Raw genomic sequence first — 20,011 nt, forward strand, 5'->3', positions numbered from 1 at the left:
CCTTCACTCCATCTGTCAAAATTTGCTGATGTCCTCTAGGAATCAAATACCTAGAAGTAAGTAATTTGTACTTAAATTGTAATAAACTGTAGTTTGTGAGTCCATTTTTCTCCTTGGCAGTTCGTGTGGTGAGTTGGGTTTCGGCCTTTCCGATTCTGTTTTTACTTTTTTCCCTAAATCCATCAGAAGAAAAATCGAACGCCTTTCCTTTTTGGGTTTTTACTGATGAAGGTCATTCAGTTTCGGAAGCATGGAAGGATATTCCCGAGGAGTACATCACCCAAGGCCGGTTCAATCCCGGCATCCAACTTCATAGCTGGTGGGTAAAGGCCGTGGTGAAAAATGAGTCTTCTGCCAAGGATCGCTTGTTCCTGATCTTGAACAATCCGCATATCAACCGGATCGAAGTCTATCTTAACGGAAGTCAAGAACCCCAATGGATCACCGGAGACTGCTTTCCCTTTGATTCTAGACCTTACTTGAGCAGGGACTTTGTCTTTCCATTCGAACTGAATCCAGATGAACAGGTAAACGTATTGATGAAGCTGGATAAGCGTGGGGAAACGTTTCATATCGATCCGGAGCTACTTCCAGAAAATGACTTTGCCGAAAGGCGACGAACCGAGCACATCATGATGGGGCTAGTAGGGGGCTGGATGCTATTGGTAGTAGTTTTCACGCTTTTCTTCTGGTCCGAACTTCGGGACAGAAGTGCGTTTTATTATGCCCTTTATATCCTATTGGTGTTTCTGTGGATTTTTGCCCATTGGGGGATGGCATACCAGTTTCTTTGGCCTGAGGCAGTGACTTGGGTAGGCAAATCCAGACCGATCCTCAACCTGGCCTCATTCATATTCTTATTACTCACCATTATTAATTTTTTTCCTCCTACTGGCATCTGGAGACCTTTTGAGTTGGCCTTTAAAATAATGATTTGGACGAATACCGCTTTACTTTTGGCGTTTTTGGTTATTCCTGAGGAAGTCCCATCCCCTCAGGTGGTCGCCTTTTTCCTCAAAGTAGTTTTGATTTTATCTGCAGTTCAGGTTTTAATAGTTGTAAGCTATTTAATCGTTCAATACAATGCGAAAACACCTTTTGCAGGCTTCTATCTCTCCGGGATAGCCTTCCTGATGGTTTTTTCTTTATTGATTTATTTGGATCAAGCTACGGGTGCAGTACTGCTCTCCCATACACTTCTCAATTTTGGAAGTGCATTTGGACTGATGGGAGAAACAGCATTGATTTCATTTGCCTTTATGAGACAAGCCTCTTTGGAGAAAAAGGAAAAGGAAAAGCTGGCAGTCAAAATCCTAACAAGGGAAAAGGAAATCGCCGACCAAATCATTTTGGCTCAGGAAGAAGAGCGAAACCGTTTGGGAAGAGACCTGCATGATGGATTACTAGGATATCTCGGAAGCGCCCATCTGAAGGTGCAGACGCTGGTTGACAAATTTCCATATCCTGAATTGCTGGAGCTGAAAAATCAACTTAACGAAGGAATCAGGGAAACCCGTGTGCTTTCCCATGACCTGACACCACCCCTATTGGAGGAGTTTGGACTCGAACAAGCCCTACGCAACAAACTGGTGGAACTCGAGCAAAGCGGCGCCTTTAAAACCTCTCTTTTTGCAAAACTACACTTCGACGTCTGCAAATCCATCCAAGTCACCGTGTATCGGATTTGTATGGAATTAATCCATAATGCTCTGAAGCATTCCAAAGCCCAAGAACTCCATATTTTGCTGGAAACCACCCCAGACGAACTTATCCTGATGGTTGAGGATGATGGTATAGGATTCGATCCCGAAGCGAAAAAGAAAGGAATCGGACTAAAAAACATCGAAAACAGGGTAAACTACCTAAAGGGCACTCTTCAGATCGATTCAAAATCAGCAGGAACGAGCATTCTTATCCTAATCCCCCTATCCCCCAACCCAAATGAGTAAAATCAGAATCCTTCACATCGACGATCATATCCTGTTCACTCAGGGAGTCAGGTCTCTGCTTTCTGAAAACCCGGTATTTGAATGGATAGGGGAAGCCACATCTGGCAAAGAAGGGTTGGAGAAAGCCAAGAAATTAAACCCAGATCTAGTTTTGGTGGATTATTTTATTCCGGAATCCAACGGAGTCGAAATTGGCATAGAAATCCTAAAAGCACTTCCAACGACCAAACTGGTGCTTTTGACTATGGAAAACAGTTTCCTCATCATACAGAATGCGAGGGAAAAAGGATTTTCGGCCTGGATTTCCAAAGCTGCCGAAAAGGACAAACTCTTGTCCACACTGGAAAGAGTGGGAAGGGGTGAGGAAAAACTTTTCCCCGAGCAAATGACTCCCACAACCAGTCCCATCCCGGGAAATTATAAGTTTGATCAATTGACCAAAAGAGAACGTGAAATCCTTCTTCTGATCATTCAGGGCCTCACCTCTCAAGAAATTGCGAATAAACTTTTCCTCAGCCTGCTGACAGTGAATACCCACCGGAGAAATCTGCTCAGCAAACTGGGAATCAAAAATTTCGCCCAGTTATCGGGAGGTTCGGGATTGGGAAATTTGATGGAGAAAAAGAGTTGAAAACCTAATTCCAATTACTCGTTCTAAAATCGCGAAGTTCTGTTTTGAGAATTGGAACTTAATATTGCACTCGTATCCCATTTGACCATAAAAAATAACCGGACCTCTCAGCCCGCCTTATCGAATAAGCAATTCTCAAGGTTTCCATACCTGAAGCATTGAAAATTGCTCATTGATCATTGATCATTTCTTCATATACCCCTCTCTCACCGCCTTAAACTCGGAGCCATCTTTCCAGCCGGGCCATTTGTCGGAGTTTGAGAGGCTTTTTCCCACATTATAGAGCAGTTGTACATCATCCACCGCCCCGTCCAGATTCCAGCGGGATGGATCGTATTCGTCAGCCGCCTTGTGATAATATTGTGCCGTATATTCATCCTGCAACTGCTTTCCATATTCTTTGCCTTTTTCCGCATGGTCGATACCGGTACCGAAATACAAAGCCGGAATCCCAATCTTGGCAAAGTTGAAATGGTCTGATCGGAAATAATACCCGGCTACCGGATTGGGTTCAGGAGCACTGTATCTGCCAAGTTTTTCCAGTTCCACATGGAGTAAATCCTCCATTTCGGACTGCCCCACTCCGATGATCGAAACATCTTTCATCTTGCCATAGGGGTTGATCCCGTCCATATTGATATTGGCTACCGTCTTTTCCTTGGGGAAAATGGGATTTTGAGCATAAAAAGCCGAACCCCAAAGTCCTTGCTCTTCCGCAGTCACCGCCAGGAACACTACGGTTCGCTCCGGTTGATTGTCAGTTTTGAAAGCCTTGGCCAAGGCCAAAAGTGCAGCAGTGCCGGACGCATTATCCAAAGCGCCATTGTAGATGGAGTCACCGGTTTCGTCAGGTTTACCGATACCGAGATGATCCCAATGCGCAGAGTAAATGATCACTTCTTCCGGTTTGGATTTGCCGGTTACTTTGGCTACCACATTTTGAGACACATTGTATTCGGCTTTTACTTCAATCTTGGTACTTGCGGTCAAGCCTAAGGACACGGGTTGAAAATCAGATTTCCTGGCTTTTGCCAGCATTTCAGATTCTTTCATCCCAGCCAAATCAAAAAGTTTGTTTGCAGTAGGCAGGGTAATCCACCCCTCAAAGCCCAATTTGTATTTTTCCTGTCCCCGGTCATCCAGATAAAGCTTGGAAGCCTTCCAGCTGTTTTGAATCACATTGAAGCCATACCCAGCCGGAATGGTATTGTGCACGATCAGACAACCCAGTGCGCCTTGACGGGCCGCTTCTTCGTACTTGTAAGTCCATCGACCGTAGTAGGTCATGGTATTTCCCTTGAAAAGAGACGCATCTTCCGTCCCAAATCCGGGATCATTGACCAGTACGACGGCTATTTTTCCTTTGACATCCAGGTTTTTGTAATCATTCCACCCATACTCCGGCGCCACAATTCCAAATCCTGCAAAAACCAATTCCGCATTTTCAACCTCAACCAAACTGTCGGTTCGCTGGGTCCATATCACAAAATCTTTCAAGCCCTCAGCGATTATGGCGCCTTTGGGACTTTTAAATTCCATTCGTTCAGAGGGATTGCTCGTCACCGAAACCATCGGAACATCCTGAAAATAAGAGTCTCCATTTCCGGGTTCCAGACCCAATTTTTTGAATTCCTGCTCCAAAAATGAGGTAGTGATTTTTTCTCCTTCGGTAAAGGGCATCCTCCCCATAAACTCATCGGAAGAGAGGGTCACCAAATTGGGTTCAAGGTCTGCTACCTGAAATTGGTAATGAGAACTTTGCTGGCCACAGCCCGCCAAAGTAGCCGAAAGGGCAAACACAAATACGGTTTTTTTCATAAGGGAATGGATGCTCAAAGGGTGAAATATGCCCCAAGTTAAAACTTTTAAGGCTTGATTTCCTGATCTATAAATTCAAATTGGAATACTTGGCTTGCAATGCCTGAATTTTGATTTACCTTTGTGTCGGCGACACGACCAGCTCCTGCTGAATCCCCCAGGTCCGGAAGGAAGCAAGGGTAGGCGGTTGTAGCGGTGCGATGTCGCCTCTTTTTTTTGCCCATTTGGGCCAAATCCTCCCCCCGATTCAATTCCTAATCCTGATTTATATTCTAACTTTGCCCAAGGTCACCTTTTGGGAACCTGAATTGTTTTGCAAAAATCTTAACCAAAAAACCTATTCTAACATGAAGTTCTTTATTGACACCGCCAACCTCAGCGAAATCCGTGAAGCCTATGACCTCGGTGTACTCGATGGTGTGACGACCAATCCGTCCCTGATGGCCAAAGAAGGCATCACCGGTGATGAAAATGTCAGAGCCCACTACAAAGCCATCTGTGACATCGTGGATGATAAAGTAAGCGCCGAAGTGATCTCCACCGACTACGAAGGTATGATCCGTGAAGGAAAAGAGCTCGCCAAAATCGATGACAAAATCGTGGTGAAAATCCCCATGATCAAGGATGGTGTCAAAGCACTCAAATATTTCCATGGTGAAGGTATCCGTACCAACTGCACCTTAATTTTTTCAGCGGGCCAGGCATTGCTTGCTGCAAAAGCGGGAGCAACCTACGTGTCTCCGTTTATTGGCCGATTGGACGACATCTCGTTTGACGGATTGGAACTGATTGGGCAGATCGTTCATATTTATCAAAACTATGGCATCGAAACCGAGGTTCTCGCAGCATCCGTGCGCCACAGCATGCACCTGATCAAATGCGCGGAGCTGGGCGCCGACGTGGTTACCTGTCCATTGAAGGTGATCACCGGATTGCTGAAGCATCCGTTGACAGATTCAGGATTGGCACAGTTTCTGGCCGACCATGCCAAAGCCGCAGGAAAATAAAACTCATGAGAGGCTGAATCTGAAAAGGCTCAGCCTCTTTTTCACTCCCGATTTATGTACATCATCAAAGTAAAAGGAAAAGCAAAAATCCCAGATTACATCCAAATTAGGGATGAAAATTTTGTTCTCGTGGCTTACTTCAGAGCAGATCGGCCTTTGAAAAGCGTAGAAAAATTCGGGCTGGAAGGCAAGGAGGAACAACTCGAAGAACTGATCAAAAATCTTCCATTCGGAAAACTTCAAAAACTAGATATTTAAACCCATGGATTTCAGTACCCAACCTGTGTTGTCTATGACACAGGCGACTATTTTTCAGGGAGAAAACCCCGTATTGACCGACGTCAATTTCTCCGTGGAACAACATGAATTTGTGTTCCTGATCGGAAGGACCGGAAGTGGCAAAAGCTCGCTTCTCAAAACCCTTTATGCCGATCTCCCCCTCAAAGCTGGGCATGCAGAGGTGGTGGGATATAATCTCTCCAAAATCAAAACCAAAGAAGTCCCCTTTCTTCGAAGAAAAATCGGAATCATTTTTCAGGATTTTCAACTGTTTACAGACCGTTCGGTGAGCGAAAACCTCGCTTTTGTACTCAAAGCCACCGGCTGGACGGATGCGCTCAAAATCAGGGAACGAATCAGTGATGTTTTGCTTCAAGTAGGATTGGTAGATGCACTCAACAAAATGCCCCACCAACTCTCCGGCGGGGAGCAGCAGCGGATTGTCATTGCCCGTGCCTTACTCAACAACCCCTCCATCCTTTTGGCGGATGAACCTACCGGAAATCTGGATCCGGATGTGGCGGACGGTATTTTCAAATTGTTTCAGGAAATCAACAAGCAGGGAACTGCCATTCTGATGGCCACTCACAATCATGAATTGCTCAGAAAGTTTCCCTACCGCGTGCTTAAGTGTGAAAAAGGAAAATTGCTGGACAGCCAATTGCACGACGTTTCGTTCGGTTCTTCTTTTTGAGGAAAAAATTTTCTTACTTCCCTGTGAACAAGACGCAAAAAACGTCCGTTAAGCAATTATCAACCAATTAACCATATGAGTGCTAAGTATTTGTTTAGGATTTTGCTCTTCGGTCTATTGATCTGGAGCACCGCAGGATGTAAGGAGGAGGAAGATATCGAGCCCGTGGTAGAAGAGCCGGTTAATCCGAATATCGCCATCAATAAGTGGATCAATGATGTAATGAAAGAGGTGTATTTATGGCTTGGGGAAATGAAAACTCCGATTGCCAACACTTCTGCTCCGGAAGATTATTTTGAATCACTGCTAAACCGGCCTACGGATCGGTTTTCGGCGATCTATCCCAATTACAGCGAACTGATCAACTCCCTCAATGGAGTTACTTTGGAAGCAGGATATGAATTTACCCTCTACCGAGAGAGCGCTTCCAATAACAATGTGATTGCCGAAATCACCTACATAAAAAAGAATAGCCCGGCTGCCACTGCCGGAATGAAAAGGGGGGATTACATCACCCGAATCAACGGGACTCAGATGACATTGGACAATTACAGGGTAGTCATCGGGCAAATCAACAAGCAGCATACCCTGAATACCATCAGATTTAACGAGGAGGCGGGAAACTTCCAAGCTTTGCCGGAATTATCGCTCAATCCCGTACAGCTTGCCGAAAACCCTAATTTCTTAGACTCTGTTTACACCATCAATGGGGAAAAGATTGGATATGTGGTATATCATTTCTTTGCACCCGGTCCGGGGTCAGGGAGCACTGCTTATGATCAGGAGATGGATGGCATTTTCGCAGACTTGAAAGCCCAGGGAATCCAGCATTTGATCGTGGATTTCCGATACAACGGGGGTGGATTTGTTACCTCCGCTGTCAATTTGGCCAGTTTGATCGCTCCGGATGTGAAATCAACCGATATTTTCTCGAAAACCAAATACAACAGCTTCTTGATGCAGTTTGACAACCTCAAGAATGTGCAGACTCCCTTCAGAGCGAAGTCCGAAAACTTAGGCAAAATACTGAAAGGCAACAGAGTCTATATTCTAACTTCCACTCGGACTGCTTCCGCTTCTGAATTGATCATCAATGGCCTGAAGCCCTATATGGATGTGTTTATCATCGGAGACAAAACTACCGGTAAAAATGTAGGATCAGTACCATTTGAGGATACCGAAAATCTAACCAATAAATACGGTATGCTGCCTATTGTATCGAGAAGCTTCAATAGCCTTGACCAATCCGAATACACCAATGGCTTCACACCAAATATCGAAGCTAAGGAATCCACAGAGAGATTGAGACCCTTTGGGGATGTAAGTGAACTTTTGCTAAGAAAAGCGATTGAGCAAATTACCGGTACTCCTTCAGGTGCTCGGTTTGAGCAGCTTGACCGCCGAGATGTAGGCAGCACGCTGGATTCCAAAGTGAGAGCCGGGGTGATGATCGAATCAGTGGATCGAAACTGACAAATCAGACTTACCTTTTCCAATCGGGACTTTTTCAAGGAAAGAGTCCCGATTTTGTTTTTAGATCATCCCTAGAAAAACAGCAGCCCAACGATCAAAAAAGTCAAGTTTGGAGAAGCTACTATGGTATTTTTACCATTTTTCGCAGTGGACAAACTTCTCAAAACATGGATGTTTTGTTTCCCAATCCCTTGGAATTCTGGGAATAAAACCCCAACTTAATTACAATTACTTTTAAATCAATCGATTACATTAACCTTACAAGACCATGAAAAACTTGATTCACGTAAAGCTGAGGAGTCTGATCTTCACTTTAGGATTAGGATTGGCAATGATTTCCTGCCAACCTCAGGAAAACTTAAGTCCTTCCGATTTGGATGCTCAGGAATTTATCCAGTTCAAAAACGGGGATATAATTCCCGGACAATACATCGTGGTGTTGAATCCAACAGGAATCGCATCCAGAAAAGACCTAAGCTATGAATCAGCCCAAGCTGCAATGCGTAGAACCAGCGTGGCTATTCTGGCAAAATACCGGATTTCGGAGGAGCAGCTGGGTCATGTCTATGGAAGTACCATTGAAGGTTTTTCGATCAACTTGACCGCGGAACAATCAGAGATTCTCGCAAAGGATCCGGCAGTAAAATTCGTGGAGCAGGACCGGATCATTTCCATCGCTCAGGGAAAAGGAAAGCCGGGAGGAGGCGGTGGATCAACAGGTCAGACCACCCCCTGGGGAATCACTAGAGTGGGCGGCCCAGTCAATTATTCCGAAACTGCTAAAGCCTACATCATAGACACGGGCATTGACCTCGATCATCCCGATCTAAATGTATCCTCCACTGGATATAATGCATTTACATCTGGAAAAGATGCCGGATCATTGGATGATGGAAACGGACATGGCACGCATGTGGCAGGTACAGTGGCGGCGATCAACAATACCATTGGCGTGGTCGGAGTAGCGGCAGGTGCTTTGGTGGTTCCAGTGAAAGTATTGGACTCCCGGGGTTCAGGTTCCTATTCCGGTGTCATTGCGGGAGTAAATTGGGTAGCAGGTGATGCAAAATCGGGAGATGTCGCCAATATGAGCTTGGGAGGTCCGGTTTCTCAGGCCTTGGATGACGCAGTCGTGGCGGCTTCTTCTAAAGCCAAATTTGCTATCGCAGCAGGCAATAGCTCTGCAAATGCAGGAAATTATTCTCCTGCACGTGCCAATGGCACCAACATTTTCACCGTATCATCCATGGCCCAAGGCGATGTTTGGTCTTCCTTTTCCAACTTTGGAAACCCGCCGGTTGAATATTGTGCCCCCGGATCCTCGATCAATTCGACTTGGAAAGGAGGAGGATATAATACCATCAGCGGCACTTCGATGGCAGCCCCACACGTTGCAGGAATTTTACTTTTGGGAGGTGTGAAAAGCGGAGGATTGGTATCAGGTGACCCTGATGGAAATCCAGACACGATTGCCGTAAGGTAAAAAGACAACTTAGCGAACCTAGCACCCCAAATGAACATCTATACATTTGGGGTGTTTTTTTCATATTAACTAATTGTTAAACATGACAAGGATCATTTGCACCAAAACTGCATTCTGCTAACTTGTTCGCATGGAAGCAATTGCAAGTTTCTTCATTTTATTCACTACCTACTTTTTGGGATTTATGGCTTTGGTCCAATTGGGCATACGCCCATTTCGAAAACTCATCATTGATCCCAATACCCAACGAAGGATTTTTATTTCCAACCATTCCAAAATTATATTTTGGAGTTTGGGATTAGCACTGATCACCACTTTTGTAGCCTATTGGGCGTTTGTCTGATCAATCTCGATAGGGGATGGTATTGGAATTATTTTTTTCAGGCACTGCATTCACGCGCAGTTCAATAAATTGATTCAAATCGTTTTCTCCTTTCACCAATTCAAAAGCATCATAAAGCTCCCCGATCGCTGTATAGGACTCAAATTTGAGTCGGTTCCCTTCTACGGTAATAACCTGAAAAAGCTGAGTATTTTCAGCAACCCGATCCCGCTGCCCTCCTTTGTCGGACCATTCTTCTTCTTCTCCTAGGTTATACATCTTTCCTCCACTTACACTGACCACATACACCGTTCCTGTGAGGTCCTTGACATTTACACCGTCAAGGACATTTTCTCCCGGTGCCACACGCCCCCTTGCGTAGGCATGGTCATGCCCTTGGAGAGCCAAGTCCACCCGGTATTTATCAAAAATTGGCTTCCATAAGTTTCTCAACTCCTCATTATCTCTACCGCTGGAAGCGGAGAAAAAAGGATGATGATAGGTGATGATCGTCCATTTTTTTGGATTTGAAGCCAGAATCTTCTCCAACCATTTCGCCTGAATCTCATGGTCACGGTTGGAATCCAACGAAATCACACGCACATCCTGATAATCCATGTAATACACCGTTTCTTCCAAGCCTTTGGGTCCATTGAGGGGAAGAGTAAACTGGGGTCTCCATTGAACTGACAAACTTCGCTGCTTGGCCTCTGCCTCTCCTTTGTTTTTGGCCCGATACTCATGATTTCCCGGGGTGGGAAAGGATGGAATCATGCTGTGAATAAATCCCCCGGCTGTAAACCACTCGTGCCACTCCTGTTCTCGATGGGCTCGATTGATCAAGTCGCCGGCATGGACAAAAAATCTCGCATCCGGTGCAGTCCGAAAACCTTCCCTGATCAACCTTGACCAAAGCTCCAGGATATAATTCTGCGCATCTCCCACATATAAAAATGAAAACTTTTGGTCAGGCTGGTCTGAGGCAGTTCTAAATTGAAACCATTCACTCCATCGCTCTCCATCCCCTACCCGATAGGCATAGGTCGTATCCGGTAGCAAGCCAATGAATTCTGCCGAGTGGTAATGAGCCATCACTTCCGCATCCTCCACCTTTCTGGCATCCAAAAGCTCGGTTTTGGCCTGAATCGTTTTCCCGTTTTTCCAAAACCTTGGTGCCGCAGTGGCCAATGCGATTTCAGCATAAGCCGTTTTTATTTCAGTATTGGTTCTCCAAGTCACATTTACTTCAGAGGAAGGATTTTGCCCGAAATTCAAGACTATCCGGTCAGGATATAGCGACGGTTTGGACCATTCGGTATGAAATTTAGGCTCTTTATAAGTTTGGTTTTGGGCATGAACCGCATAAGAAACCCCAAATAGGGCAAAAATCAGCAACAGTCGAAATGGCCTCATAGCGTAGAAAGGAGTTAGTTCTGAGTTAGAGAAAATTCAAAGTAGTGAAATTCACGCGCTATCAAAAGGCAATCTTATTTGACCAGTTAAATAGAGGACAAAAATGAAAATCATCCATTACTTCAGCGTTAGCCTTTTGTAAGGCTTTGATTAAAAATCCACACCGATTGATTTTAGGAAAATTAAACCTGGATTATGCAATAGAATTCGTAGCGAGAACTCAAAATGTAAGAAAATCAGGCACTTTGGATCCCGATAGTTATCGGGAGAAAAGTGAAGTGAAACGACTGATTTTGTCCGCCGCGGCGGATGAGATCGTAGTAGATTTTCTAATGCATATTTCAGGTTAAATCCTGGTCACAAAAAAAGCCGGCATGCAGCCGGCTTTCGGGTAAGGTTTATTCTTATTCCTAATTGGACTTCTGAAGGTTTTCTTTGGCCTGAAGGAAGTTAGATTCCAAGGAAAGTGCCTCAGTAAATGCCGCCTTGGCCTCTGTCTTAGCATTTTGATCCAAATAAATCAATCCTTTCAAATTCAAGGCAGCTGCTTTCATACTTATTTGTTGAGTTTCAGTCTCTGAAATGGGGAAACCGATTTTTTCATCTGCTTTGGCATTTTTCACCAACATATTCACAGAGTTGAGTGCTTCCGCATACCTTTTTAGGGAAAACTGGAGATAGGCTGACTTGTACAAACTGAAATTGTCTCCTGTCAGGAGGTTTAGACTTTCGTAATAGGGCAATGCTCTGTCAAATGCGCCAAGCTGCTCCAAGGCATAGGCCGCAATTTCCAAAGCACCGACATTCTTATCATTGACTTTGAGAATATCCATGGCCACCAAAGCTGCCGAGGCATTTTGTCCGGATTCAAAATACAGACTTCCTAAAGCCTCCATATAGCGCAAATCTTCCGGATTTCTCACCATCAGATCAAACAGTTTTATTTTGGCCACATCCAAGTCATTGTACCTTAAGGCTGCCTGATAGGCAAGCTGATCGGCAACATTGAGGGCATTTTTGGTTTTGGACTCAAGCCTTGGGAGGGAATCATTGGCAGTCTGTGCTACCACACTTCCGGAACTGATTGCCAATAGCAACAGAACAAGTACACGCTTTATCATAAACGATTAGTAATTAAGATTTTTCAATGGGTGAAAGCCCTTTTTCAAGTGCGATTTTCAACATCAGAGCTCTTGCCTCCTCAGGATTATTCTGAATTCGGCCTTCCAATATAGCTTCTTTGATTTCTTCTTTGATATCTCCGATGATTTTTGAAGGGGGAATCCCAAAGGTAGCCATGATTTCTTCTCCGCTGACCGGGGGTTGAAAATTCCTGATTTGGTCCTTTTCCTCAACCTCCTTCAGCTTTTGGTCTACTTTGTCAAAATTTTCCAGATACCGCTGCACCTTCTTGTTATTCTTGGAAGTGATATCGGCACGACAGAGTTTCATCAAATCCTCAATATCATTTCCAGCATCAAACAGGAGCCTTCGCAAGGCCGAATCGGTCACTTCATCCTTAACCAAAGCAATGGGACGGAGATGGAGTCTTACGAGCTTTTGCACATACTTCATCCGATCGTCCATCGGAAGCTTGAGTCTTCGGAAAATTCCCGGGGTCATTTTGGCACCTTTATCTTCATGTCCGTGAAAGGTCCAGCCCACTTTGGGACTGAATCGCTTCGTGGCTGGCTTGGCAATATCGTGCATGATAGCTGCCCAACGAAGCCAAAGGTCATCTGAGGTCTGGCATACATTGTCCAGCACTTGAAGGGTGTGATAAAAATTATCCTTATGGGATTTGTCATCTACCGAATCCACCCCCTGGAGTTCGACCATTTCCGGGAAAAACTCATGGAGGAGTTTACTGGCAAAGAGAAGCTTAAATCCATAAGAAGGCTTGGGAGTCAGGATTATTTTGTTCAACTCATCAATAATCCGCTCAGCGGAAATGATTTGGAGTCTGGAGGCATTTTCGGATAGCGCATAAAAAGTATCCGCATCAATATCGAAATTGAGCTGTGCCGCAAATCTCACCGCACGCATCATCCGAAGAGGATCGTCGGAGAAAGTAATCCCCGGCTCCAATGGCGTACGGATCAACTTCCTTTTCATATCCCCCAGTCCGTCAAATGGATCCACCAATTCCCCATAATTCTCCCTGTTGAGCGAAATAGCCATCGCATTGATCGTGAAATCTCTGCGCTCCAGATCTTCCATGAGGGTACCGTCTTCTACGATAGGTTTCCTGGATTCTGTTCTATAGGATTCTTTTCTTGCCCCGACAAACTCCAACTCCCAATCATCCAACTTCAGCATGGCCGTTCCGAAGTTTTTGAAAACGGACAATGGCACATGTTCTTGATAAGTTTTTGCGACTTCCTGGGCGAGGTGAATTCCACTTCCCACGCAGGTGAAATCGATGTCTTTACTCGGACGCCCCAGCACAAGGTCCCTCACATACCCGCCCACTACATAGGATTCCAGTCCCAAACGAAATGAAGTCTCTGCCACTCTACCAAACACCTCGTGTTCGTCCAGCTTGTGCTTTAAATTCATCCTTTAATGATTTTTACCTCTCCCTCAGGGCCAAGAAACATTTCCTTGGTGGAAGAACTTAACAGGGGAAATTTAACCTCTGACTGAAAATCCGAAGTCACTTCTTTGTCAATACCGCACAATACGGGTTGAGCTAGCTGAAATAAGAGCTTGTTCCAATGAGGTTCACGAATCAAGGAAAAACGAAGGTTCCCTTGGGTCATTGGCCCATTGGAGACCAAAGGATTCACAGGGCTGCTATAGATTGTGGGTTTGGATGCAAATTCTACAATATCCAAAGACACTTCAGAAAATGGAACACATAAAGATCTGATCTGAAAAAGATCGAAAATAAGGTAGGTCCAATCTTTCCCCATTTCATCTGTCCAATGCTCAGGTTTAAGCAAGGTGACCACCTTTCCATTTCCTTCTTTGATGTTGATTATCCCTTTTTCCCTAAAAGTTTTTATGATAGCGGCAGTTTCCAAAGCTCCAGTTGTTTGCGGCAAAAATAATCAGAATATCCGGTAGGCCCTTTTAAAATTTGATTCTAAACCTTCCCAAAACCGAATATCTCCTCCACTTGACTTCATATCCTCCATGGGAAACCACCCCTATATTTCCGATCAGTAGAAGAAAAACATCAAACAAAAGATAGGTTAACGCACAAAAAACATTCATGAAATGCCCATGAGTAAATGCTTCTCTCACAGGGGAATGATTATCCGGGGCATTCTCCCGATGAAAGATCGGGACAGGCTATCTGGCCATTAAAAATCAAATTATAAACAGATGAAATGCCCATGAGAAAATGCTTCTCACACAACTTGTCCCGTCCGCCGCGGCGGATCGGGAGGGGGATGATTATCCGGGGCATTCTCCCGATGAAAAATCGGGACAGGCTACCTGCCTGGCCGGTAGGCAGGTCTGACCATTAAAAATCAAATTATAAACAGATGAATTGGGGAAATTCACCCACATCAAGGAAAGTGTAAAAACACCTGTCAGGTTTTGAAAACCTGACAGGCCTGATCTTATATCATGGTTTTTTTTGAGACTTTTAGAAAAAAAAAGACAACCTTTTGGCTGTCTTATATACTTGTGGAATAGTCAAAAATTACCCTCTCAACCAGTTGATGAAAGTTTGATAACCCACTCCGATTTCTCTTGCAAAAGCCGCTTTGGTTTTTTTACCTGCAGCTTCTACTTTTTTCCACTCCTCTACAATCTTACTTTTTTCTGAATCAGAAAATGATCTTCTCTTTCCGGAAGATTTGGAAGAAGAAGCACTTCCGCTTAGGGCAGAAATCAGATCATTCAAATCACTCAAAAACTTACTGTCCGTAAGATGCAATCCAGCCGCTTCTAATTTCTTTATAACCTCATCTTTAGGATTGACCGGAGTGACCGCAATACCTCTGGCTGCAGCCTCATGAAGATCAATTTTCTTGCCTTCAGCTGTCACATAAATAAAACCATCAGCTCTTTTTAGATCTACAATGGATTCTTTAATTAGTTCTCTCATTTGTTCAAGATTTATTTAAATTAAAAATCTGTGCAATATAAAAATTGATCGAATAGTTTAATAAACATTGAAAAAAAATATTGTTTAAAAATTAATAAACGACCAATCTTCAGGCATCGCTAATGGAAAAAAACCTAAAATAATTCAATCCTGACATTTTTTATAATGGAATAATACAAAACAATTAAAGTGCAACATCATCCGTTCAGAAACAGGAAATCACAAATAATGAATTTAAGTTAAACTGGGTCTCACCTACTTTGAGGTCAATTGAGGGAATAAGTAGTCAGCCAGTGTTGTATAATGTTTTCTGTTTTTAGCTCATTCGCAAACACATGATAGAAAGACTTCTCCAAGTTCCGGTCGTTGAATGTAATGCGATACCCAGATGCATCAATTCGATGGAAAAGTGAAGCCAACATTTCATCAAATGAATCAAAAAAACTCAACTTATCCTCGGTGGCAGAAGGCTTTAAATCGGGATGAGGAATAAGATCAAAATACTCCAAATTGGAGGCAAAAGAATATTGAATGACCCCATTATTTTCCATTCTAAATAAAAATATGGATTCATTTCCATTGGTTAATGTAGCCAACTCCTCGAACTGATCATTCAATTGAATGTCTTCCAACAACGAGTCGATTAAAAAGTACACTAACCTCTTCCAAGATCGAAGAATCTCATAATCTAATTCATATCCCGACGATTCAAAAAGCGGCTGTTTATACACTTCAAGATCAAAATTGTTTTTTGATAAGAGGGTCTTTAATTCAAACCATTCATTTCCCATTTGCTCTGACAAAGGCCAAAAACAAATTACCGTTTTTCTATGTATCACGACTTCCTCAAATACATGAGAGTAGATCTGATTGATCGTCTGAGCATCGTCTTCAAACTGTGTCCAATCCAATTGAGTAAACAATTCAAGCGGATCCATTAAACAGAATTCCTCACCATCATTAGGAAAGTCATCTACCCAAACTGGCCGATCTTTAGAAACTTTGTCTACGAGAATAATTTTCTTCTTTCTTAAGTTCATCGCAATGGTATGTTAAAGTTTGAGCAACAGGAACGGTATTATTTTCTATGTGATTAATTCTACTCCATGAATTGGATTTTCGATTTTGCCTTTTGAAAACACCTCATCCAAACCGCGAGGCTAAACTACACGCGATAAAAAAATCATCCAATCATTTGACACATATTGTCGCTAATTACTTTTGCCTATTACTTCATATATCGGCTCAAAAAAGTCAGCACCAACCCGAAATTCACAAACAATAATCGAAGGCAAGTCCGGAAATTTCCCTAATTTTGAGCCCCATAAGAATCCAACCAAATTCATCCCGCCGCCCATTCTTATGGCTCAATCCACCAAATACATTTTCATCACAGGTGGTGTTACCTCTTCGCTAGGAAAAGGAATCATCGCAGCTTCACTAGGTAAACTCCTCCAAGCGAGAGGGTTTAGTGTGACCATTCAAAAATTTGATCCTTACCTCAATATCGACCCCGGAACCCTCAATCCATACGAACACGGGGAGTGTTACGTAACTGATGATGGCGCGGAGACTGACCTAGACCTGGGGCATTATGAGCGATTTCTGAATGTACCTACCTCTCAAAACAACAACATTACCACGGGTAGAATCTACAACAATGTCATCACCAAGGAGCGGAAAGGGGAGTTTTTGGGAAAAACCGTTCAAGTCATTCCCCACATCACGGATGAGATAAAATGCAACTTTTATAAGCTGGGAGAGGATGGGAAATACGACGTGGTCATCACCGAAATCGGAGGCTGCGTAGGCGACATCGAATCCCTTCCTTTTATCGAGGCAGTCCGTCAGGCGCGTTGGGATTTGGGGCCCGGAAATTTCCTGGTCATTCACCTCACGCTGATTCCTTACCTCAAGGCCGCCAAAGAACTCAAAACAAAACCTACTCAACACTCGGTCAAACAATTGCTTGAAGCGGGGATTCAACCTGATATTCTGGTTTGCCGAACCGAGCATCCCCTGCCTTCTGAAGTCAAGAAAAAACTTGCCCTCTTCTGCAATGTTCAGCTCAACAGCGTCATCGAAGCCATGGATGCCGAATCGATCTACGATGTTCCGCTTCTGATGAAGAAGGAAAAGTTGGACGAGCGGGTTCTTTCCAAATTGAAGCTGAGTTCCAAGTCCAACATCGATCTGGAAACCTGGAAGGATTTTCTGGGAAAATTAAAAAATCCCACTCAAGAGGTAACCATTGGGCTTATCGGGAAATATGTATCCTTACCGGACTCCTACAAATCCATCATAGAATCTTTCACGCATGCCGGCGCGGCAGTGGAATGCAAAGTCAATCTTCAGCTTATATCTTCAGAGGAAATCAACTCTGAAAACTATCAGTCCAAATTGGGCGAACTAGACGGTATCCTCGTGGCCCCCGGTTTTGGAGAAAGAGGATTTGAAGGAAAAATCGAAACCGTCCGCTTTGCCAGAGAAAATCAGATCCCCTTCTTTGGCATTTGCCTGGGCATGCAGGTGGCAGTCATCGAATTTTCAAGAAATGTCTTAGGCTTGGACGGGGCCAATTCCACAGAAATGGACCCTAACACTCCTTATCCGGTCATTGCCTTGATGGAAGAGCAAAAGAAAATTGACCAAATGGGAGGAACTATGCGATTGGGTTCGTATGCTTGCGACCTCAAAAAAGGAAGCAAGGCGGCAATTGCTTATGGAAAAACCAAAATCCAGGAGAGACACCGGCACAGATATGAGTTTAACAATGCCTTTTTGGAGCAACTGGAGTCCAAAGGACTTATTGCTTCAGGCAAAAACCCGGAAACCGGATTGGTGGAGATCATTGAGCTCAAAAACCATCCTTGGTTTGTCGGCGTACAATTCCACCCAGAATACAAAAGTACCGTCCTGAATCCACAGCCGCTGTTTGTGAAATTGATCCAAGCAGCTCTTGACAATAAGAAAAATAAATAAGAGCTGATTTTCTCAGCCTTGAATTCAAAATATATGGATAGAAATCAAGCAACCGGTTTGATTCTTTTTGCGGCCGTGATTTTGATCTACTCGCTGTTTTTTGCGAGCGGACCCGAAATCCAACCCATAGAAGAGACAACCACTCCAACAAGCCAACTTGGCTCTGTTGACACAATTGAATCAACGGTAGAAACTCTCCCGGACAGTTTGATAGACCAGCAGAGACTTTCCAAATACGGAGTGCTTGCTCCTTTGACCTTTGGTGAAGAAAAAGAGGCAATCCTTGAAAATGAAGAGGTGAAAATTACCTTTTCGACCAAAGGTGGATCCCTGAAGCAGGTGGAGCTGAAAAACTACAAAAGCTGGACCCAGGAGCCACTATACCTCCTGGATGAGAATAGCTCTAGTCTGGAGTTTCAACTGGAAAGCCGGCTTGGCCCCCTAAGTTTGGCAGATCTCTATTTCACGCCTACCCTCGAAACAAAAGAGGTAGACGGGATCAGCAGTCAGGTGCTTACCTTGGCTGCGGCGACAGAATCAGGGCAAATCATTCAAAAATTCACCCTTGAAAACGGGAGCTTTGTCGTACAAAAAACATTTGAAATCCAAAATCTCCAAGGAGTTTTCACAGGAAACACCCTAAATCTTGCTTGGGATGATCAGGTAAAGGCACAGGAAAAAGACCTGGCCGAATCCCGCCGAAAAACCCAAATCAACTATTACCTCAACTCAGGTTCTTATGAAAACCTTGGATTGGGAGATGATTTGGAGGAAGAGCAAGTCAATGAACCTGTCAAATGGATTGGATTTAGCCAGCGGTTTTTCACTGCAGGGATTATTGCAGAGACCGGGTTTCAAAATGTGAAGCTTGCCCAAAGCACTCCCAATGACAGCTCGATCGTTCGATCCATGAATGCTCAACTGAGTATTCCATTGGAATCCGGCAAAGCTGCATTTGCTTATTATTTTGGTCCAGATCAGTACAAAACCCTCAAAAAAGTCACGGAAGGTTTTGAGCAAAATGTGGACATGGGTTACTTCTTTGTCAGCTGGGTCAATAAGTGGATTGTCGTCCACCTCTTTGAGTTTTTGGAGAAATACTTCAGCAGCTACGGGATCATCATCATTATCATCGTACTTCTGATCAAGCTTGCCTTGATGCCATTGACCTATAAGTCCTACATCGGCATGGCAAAAATGCGTGTGATCAAGCCGGAGATCGATGAGCTAAAAGAGAAATATGGCGAAGACCCGACCAAAATGCAACAGGAGCAGATGAAGCTCTTTTCCCAACTCGGAGTCAGTCCGATTTCGGGATGCCTTCCGCTATTGCTTCAAATGCCGTTTTTGTTTGCGATGTTCTTTTTCTTTCCCAATGCGATCGAACTGCGGCAGGAATCATTCCTTTGGGCCAATGACTTGTCGACCTACGACGAATTCATCAAGCTGCCATTTACCATTCCGTTTTATGGCGCACACGTGAGTTTGTTCACTTTATTGATGACCGTCTCTCAAATCGTGTACACCCACTTCAACAATCAACTGACGACCGCTACTGGACCGATGAAAAACTTGGGGTACATCATGCCCGTCATGTTTATGTTTATCTTAAACTCCTATCCGGCAGGGTTGAGCTTCTATTACTTTGTATCCAACATGGTGACATTTGGACAGCAAGCACTGATCAAATTGTTTGTAGATGACACCAAAATCCGCCAAAAAGTAGAGGAAAATAAGCTGAAAAATGTCAACAAAAAGAAATCAAAATTCCAACAGCGATTGGAAGATGCGATGAAAGCTGCTGACGCGAATAAGAAAAAATAACAAACTGGAGCCAATTGAGGCTCCAGTTTTTTTTTGACACTGATTGGTCTTGCCAAGAGATTCACAGTAAAGC

18 protein-coding genes and 1 other RNA gene are annotated in these 20,011 nt (G+C 43.9%); 12 read left to right on the top strand and 7 right to left on the bottom strand.

Annotation, left to right across the window (positions count from 1 at the left end):
- The first annotated feature begins 95 nt into the window (after positions 1 to 95).
- Together CLV31_RS06815 and CLV31_RS06820 are read left to right on the top strand one after the other, a co-directional pair.
- A complete protein-coding gene (locus CLV31_RS06815; protein WP_111392136.1) occupies positions 96 to 1,949 on the top strand; it encodes a sensor histidine kinase in 1,854 nt (617 codons plus the stop codon).
- Positions 1,942 to 2,580, top strand: a complete 639-nt coding sequence (locus CLV31_RS06820; RefSeq protein ID WP_111392137.1) for a LuxR C-terminal-related transcriptional regulator — start codon at positions 1,942 to 1,944, stop codon at positions 2,578 to 2,580. The genes CLV31_RS06815 and CLV31_RS06820 overlap by 8 nt, the downstream gene beginning before the upstream one ends.
- A gap of 183 nt (positions 2,581 to 2,763) precedes the next feature.
- Here the strand turns inward: CLV31_RS06820 and CLV31_RS06825 are convergent, their stop codons facing one another.
- On the bottom strand, positions 2,764 to 4,398 hold the full coding sequence (locus CLV31_RS06825) for a M28 family metallopeptidase (RefSeq protein WP_111392138.1): 1,635 nt from the start codon (positions 4,396 to 4,398) through the stop codon (positions 2,764 to 2,766).
- A gap of 125 nt (positions 4,399 to 4,523) precedes the next feature.
- On the opposite strand from CLV31_RS06825, the gene ffs reads away from it, so the two are divergent.
- The 7 genes from ffs to CLV31_RS06860 all read left to right on the top strand — a co-directional run bounded on the left by ffs (position 4,524) and on the right by CLV31_RS06860 (position 9,677).
- An RNA gene (gene ffs, locus CLV31_RS06830) (signal recognition particle sRNA small type) lies at positions 4,524 to 4,612 on the top strand.
- Positions 4,613 to 4,745: 133 nt separating this feature from the next.
- Positions 4,746 to 5,405: a fructose-6-phosphate aldolase gene (gene fsa, locus CLV31_RS06835; RefSeq protein ID WP_111392378.1), complete on the top strand. Its 660-nt coding sequence runs from the start codon at positions 4,746 to 4,748 to the stop codon at positions 5,403 to 5,405.
- Positions 5,406 to 5,459: 54 nt separating this feature from the next.
- Positions 5,460 to 5,663 (top strand): fructose-6-phosphate aldolase, encoded by a 204-nt coding sequence (locus CLV31_RS06840; protein WP_111392139.1) that lies wholly within the window; start codon positions 5,460 to 5,462, stop codon positions 5,661 to 5,663.
- A gap of 4 nt (positions 5,664 to 5,667) precedes the next feature.
- Positions 5,668 to 6,378, top strand: coding sequence for a cell division ATP-binding protein FtsE (locus CLV31_RS06845; protein WP_111392140.1), 711 nt, complete (start codon positions 5,668 to 5,670; stop codon positions 6,376 to 6,378).
- Positions 6,379 to 6,453: 75 nt separating this feature from the next.
- The gene (locus CLV31_RS06850; protein ID WP_111392141.1) at positions 6,454 to 7,851 is read left to right on the top strand and encodes a S41 family peptidase; all 1,398 of its coding nucleotides are present in this window, start codon (positions 6,454 to 6,456) and stop codon (positions 7,849 to 7,851) included.
- 268 nt (positions 7,852 to 8,119) lie between these two features.
- Positions 8,120 to 9,334 carry a S8 family serine peptidase gene (locus tag CLV31_RS06855; RefSeq protein ID WP_111392142.1) on the top strand — a complete coding sequence of 405 codons (1,215 nt, stop codon included), beginning with the start codon at positions 8,120 to 8,122 and terminating at the stop codon, positions 9,332 to 9,334.
- A gap of 130 nt (positions 9,335 to 9,464) precedes the next feature.
- Positions 9,465 to 9,677: a hypothetical protein gene (locus CLV31_RS06860; protein WP_111392143.1), complete on the top strand. Its 213-nt coding sequence runs from the start codon at positions 9,465 to 9,467 to the stop codon at positions 9,675 to 9,677.
- Here the strand turns inward: CLV31_RS06860 and CLV31_RS06865 are convergent, their stop codons facing one another.
- Positions 9,678 to 11,069 carry a purple acid phosphatase family protein gene (locus CLV31_RS06865; RefSeq protein WP_111392144.1) on the bottom strand — a complete coding sequence of 464 codons (1,392 nt, stop codon included), beginning with the start codon at positions 11,067 to 11,069 and terminating at the stop codon, positions 9,678 to 9,680. It lies immediately after the preceding gene.
- A 167-nt stretch (positions 11,070 to 11,236) separates the two neighbouring features.
- On the opposite strand from CLV31_RS06865, the gene CLV31_RS06870 reads away from it, so the two are divergent.
- Positions 11,237 to 11,419, top strand: coding sequence for a hypothetical protein (locus CLV31_RS06870; protein ID WP_146250875.1), 183 nt, complete (start codon positions 11,237 to 11,239; stop codon positions 11,417 to 11,419).
- A 60-nt stretch (positions 11,420 to 11,479) separates the two neighbouring features.
- Here CLV31_RS06870 and CLV31_RS06875 read toward each other — a convergent pair whose 3' ends face one another.
- The 5 genes from CLV31_RS06875 to CLV31_RS06895 form a co-directional block, all read right to left on the bottom strand.
- Positions 11,480 to 12,190, bottom strand: a complete 711-nt coding sequence (locus CLV31_RS06875) for a tetratricopeptide repeat protein (protein ID WP_111392146.1) — start codon at positions 12,188 to 12,190, stop codon at positions 11,480 to 11,482.
- Positions 12,191 to 12,203: 13 nt separating this feature from the next.
- Positions 12,204 to 13,628 carry a CCA tRNA nucleotidyltransferase gene (locus CLV31_RS06880; RefSeq protein ID WP_111392147.1) on the bottom strand — a complete coding sequence of 475 codons (1,425 nt, stop codon included), beginning with the start codon at positions 13,626 to 13,628 and terminating at the stop codon, positions 12,204 to 12,206.
- Positions 13,625 to 14,095 carry a hypothetical protein gene (locus CLV31_RS06885; RefSeq protein WP_111392379.1) on the bottom strand — a complete coding sequence of 157 codons (471 nt, stop codon included), beginning with the start codon at positions 14,093 to 14,095 and terminating at the stop codon, positions 13,625 to 13,627. Before CLV31_RS06885 ends, CLV31_RS06880 begins: the two co-directional genes overlap by 4 nt.
- Before the next feature lie 629 nt (positions 14,096 to 14,724).
- Positions 14,725 to 15,132 (bottom strand): hypothetical protein, encoded by a 408-nt coding sequence (locus CLV31_RS06890; protein ID WP_111392148.1) that lies wholly within the window; start codon positions 15,130 to 15,132, stop codon positions 14,725 to 14,727.
- 266 nt (positions 15,133 to 15,398) lie between these two features.
- Positions 15,399 to 16,172, bottom strand: a complete 774-nt coding sequence (locus tag CLV31_RS06895) for a hypothetical protein (protein ID WP_111392149.1) — start codon at positions 16,170 to 16,172, stop codon at positions 15,399 to 15,401.
- 322 nt (positions 16,173 to 16,494) lie between these two features.
- Here CLV31_RS06895 and CLV31_RS06900 point away from each other — a divergent pair, with 322 nt between their 5' ends.
- On the top strand, positions 16,495 to 18,114 hold the full coding sequence (locus CLV31_RS06900) for a CTP synthase (RefSeq protein ID WP_111392380.1): 1,620 nt from the start codon (positions 16,495 to 16,497) through the stop codon (positions 18,112 to 18,114).
- Positions 18,115 to 18,147: 33 nt separating this feature from the next.
- On the top strand, positions 18,148 to 19,938 hold the full coding sequence (yidC, locus tag CLV31_RS06905) for a membrane protein insertase YidC (protein ID WP_111392150.1): 1,791 nt from the start codon (positions 18,148 to 18,150) through the stop codon (positions 19,936 to 19,938).
- Positions 19,939 to 20,011 lie beyond the last annotated feature (73 nt).

Source organism: Algoriphagus aquaeductus (genome assembly GCF_003253485.1).
GTDB classification, from domain to species: Bacteria; Bacteroidota; Bacteroidia; order Cytophagales; family Cyclobacteriaceae; genus Algoriphagus; species Algoriphagus aquaeductus.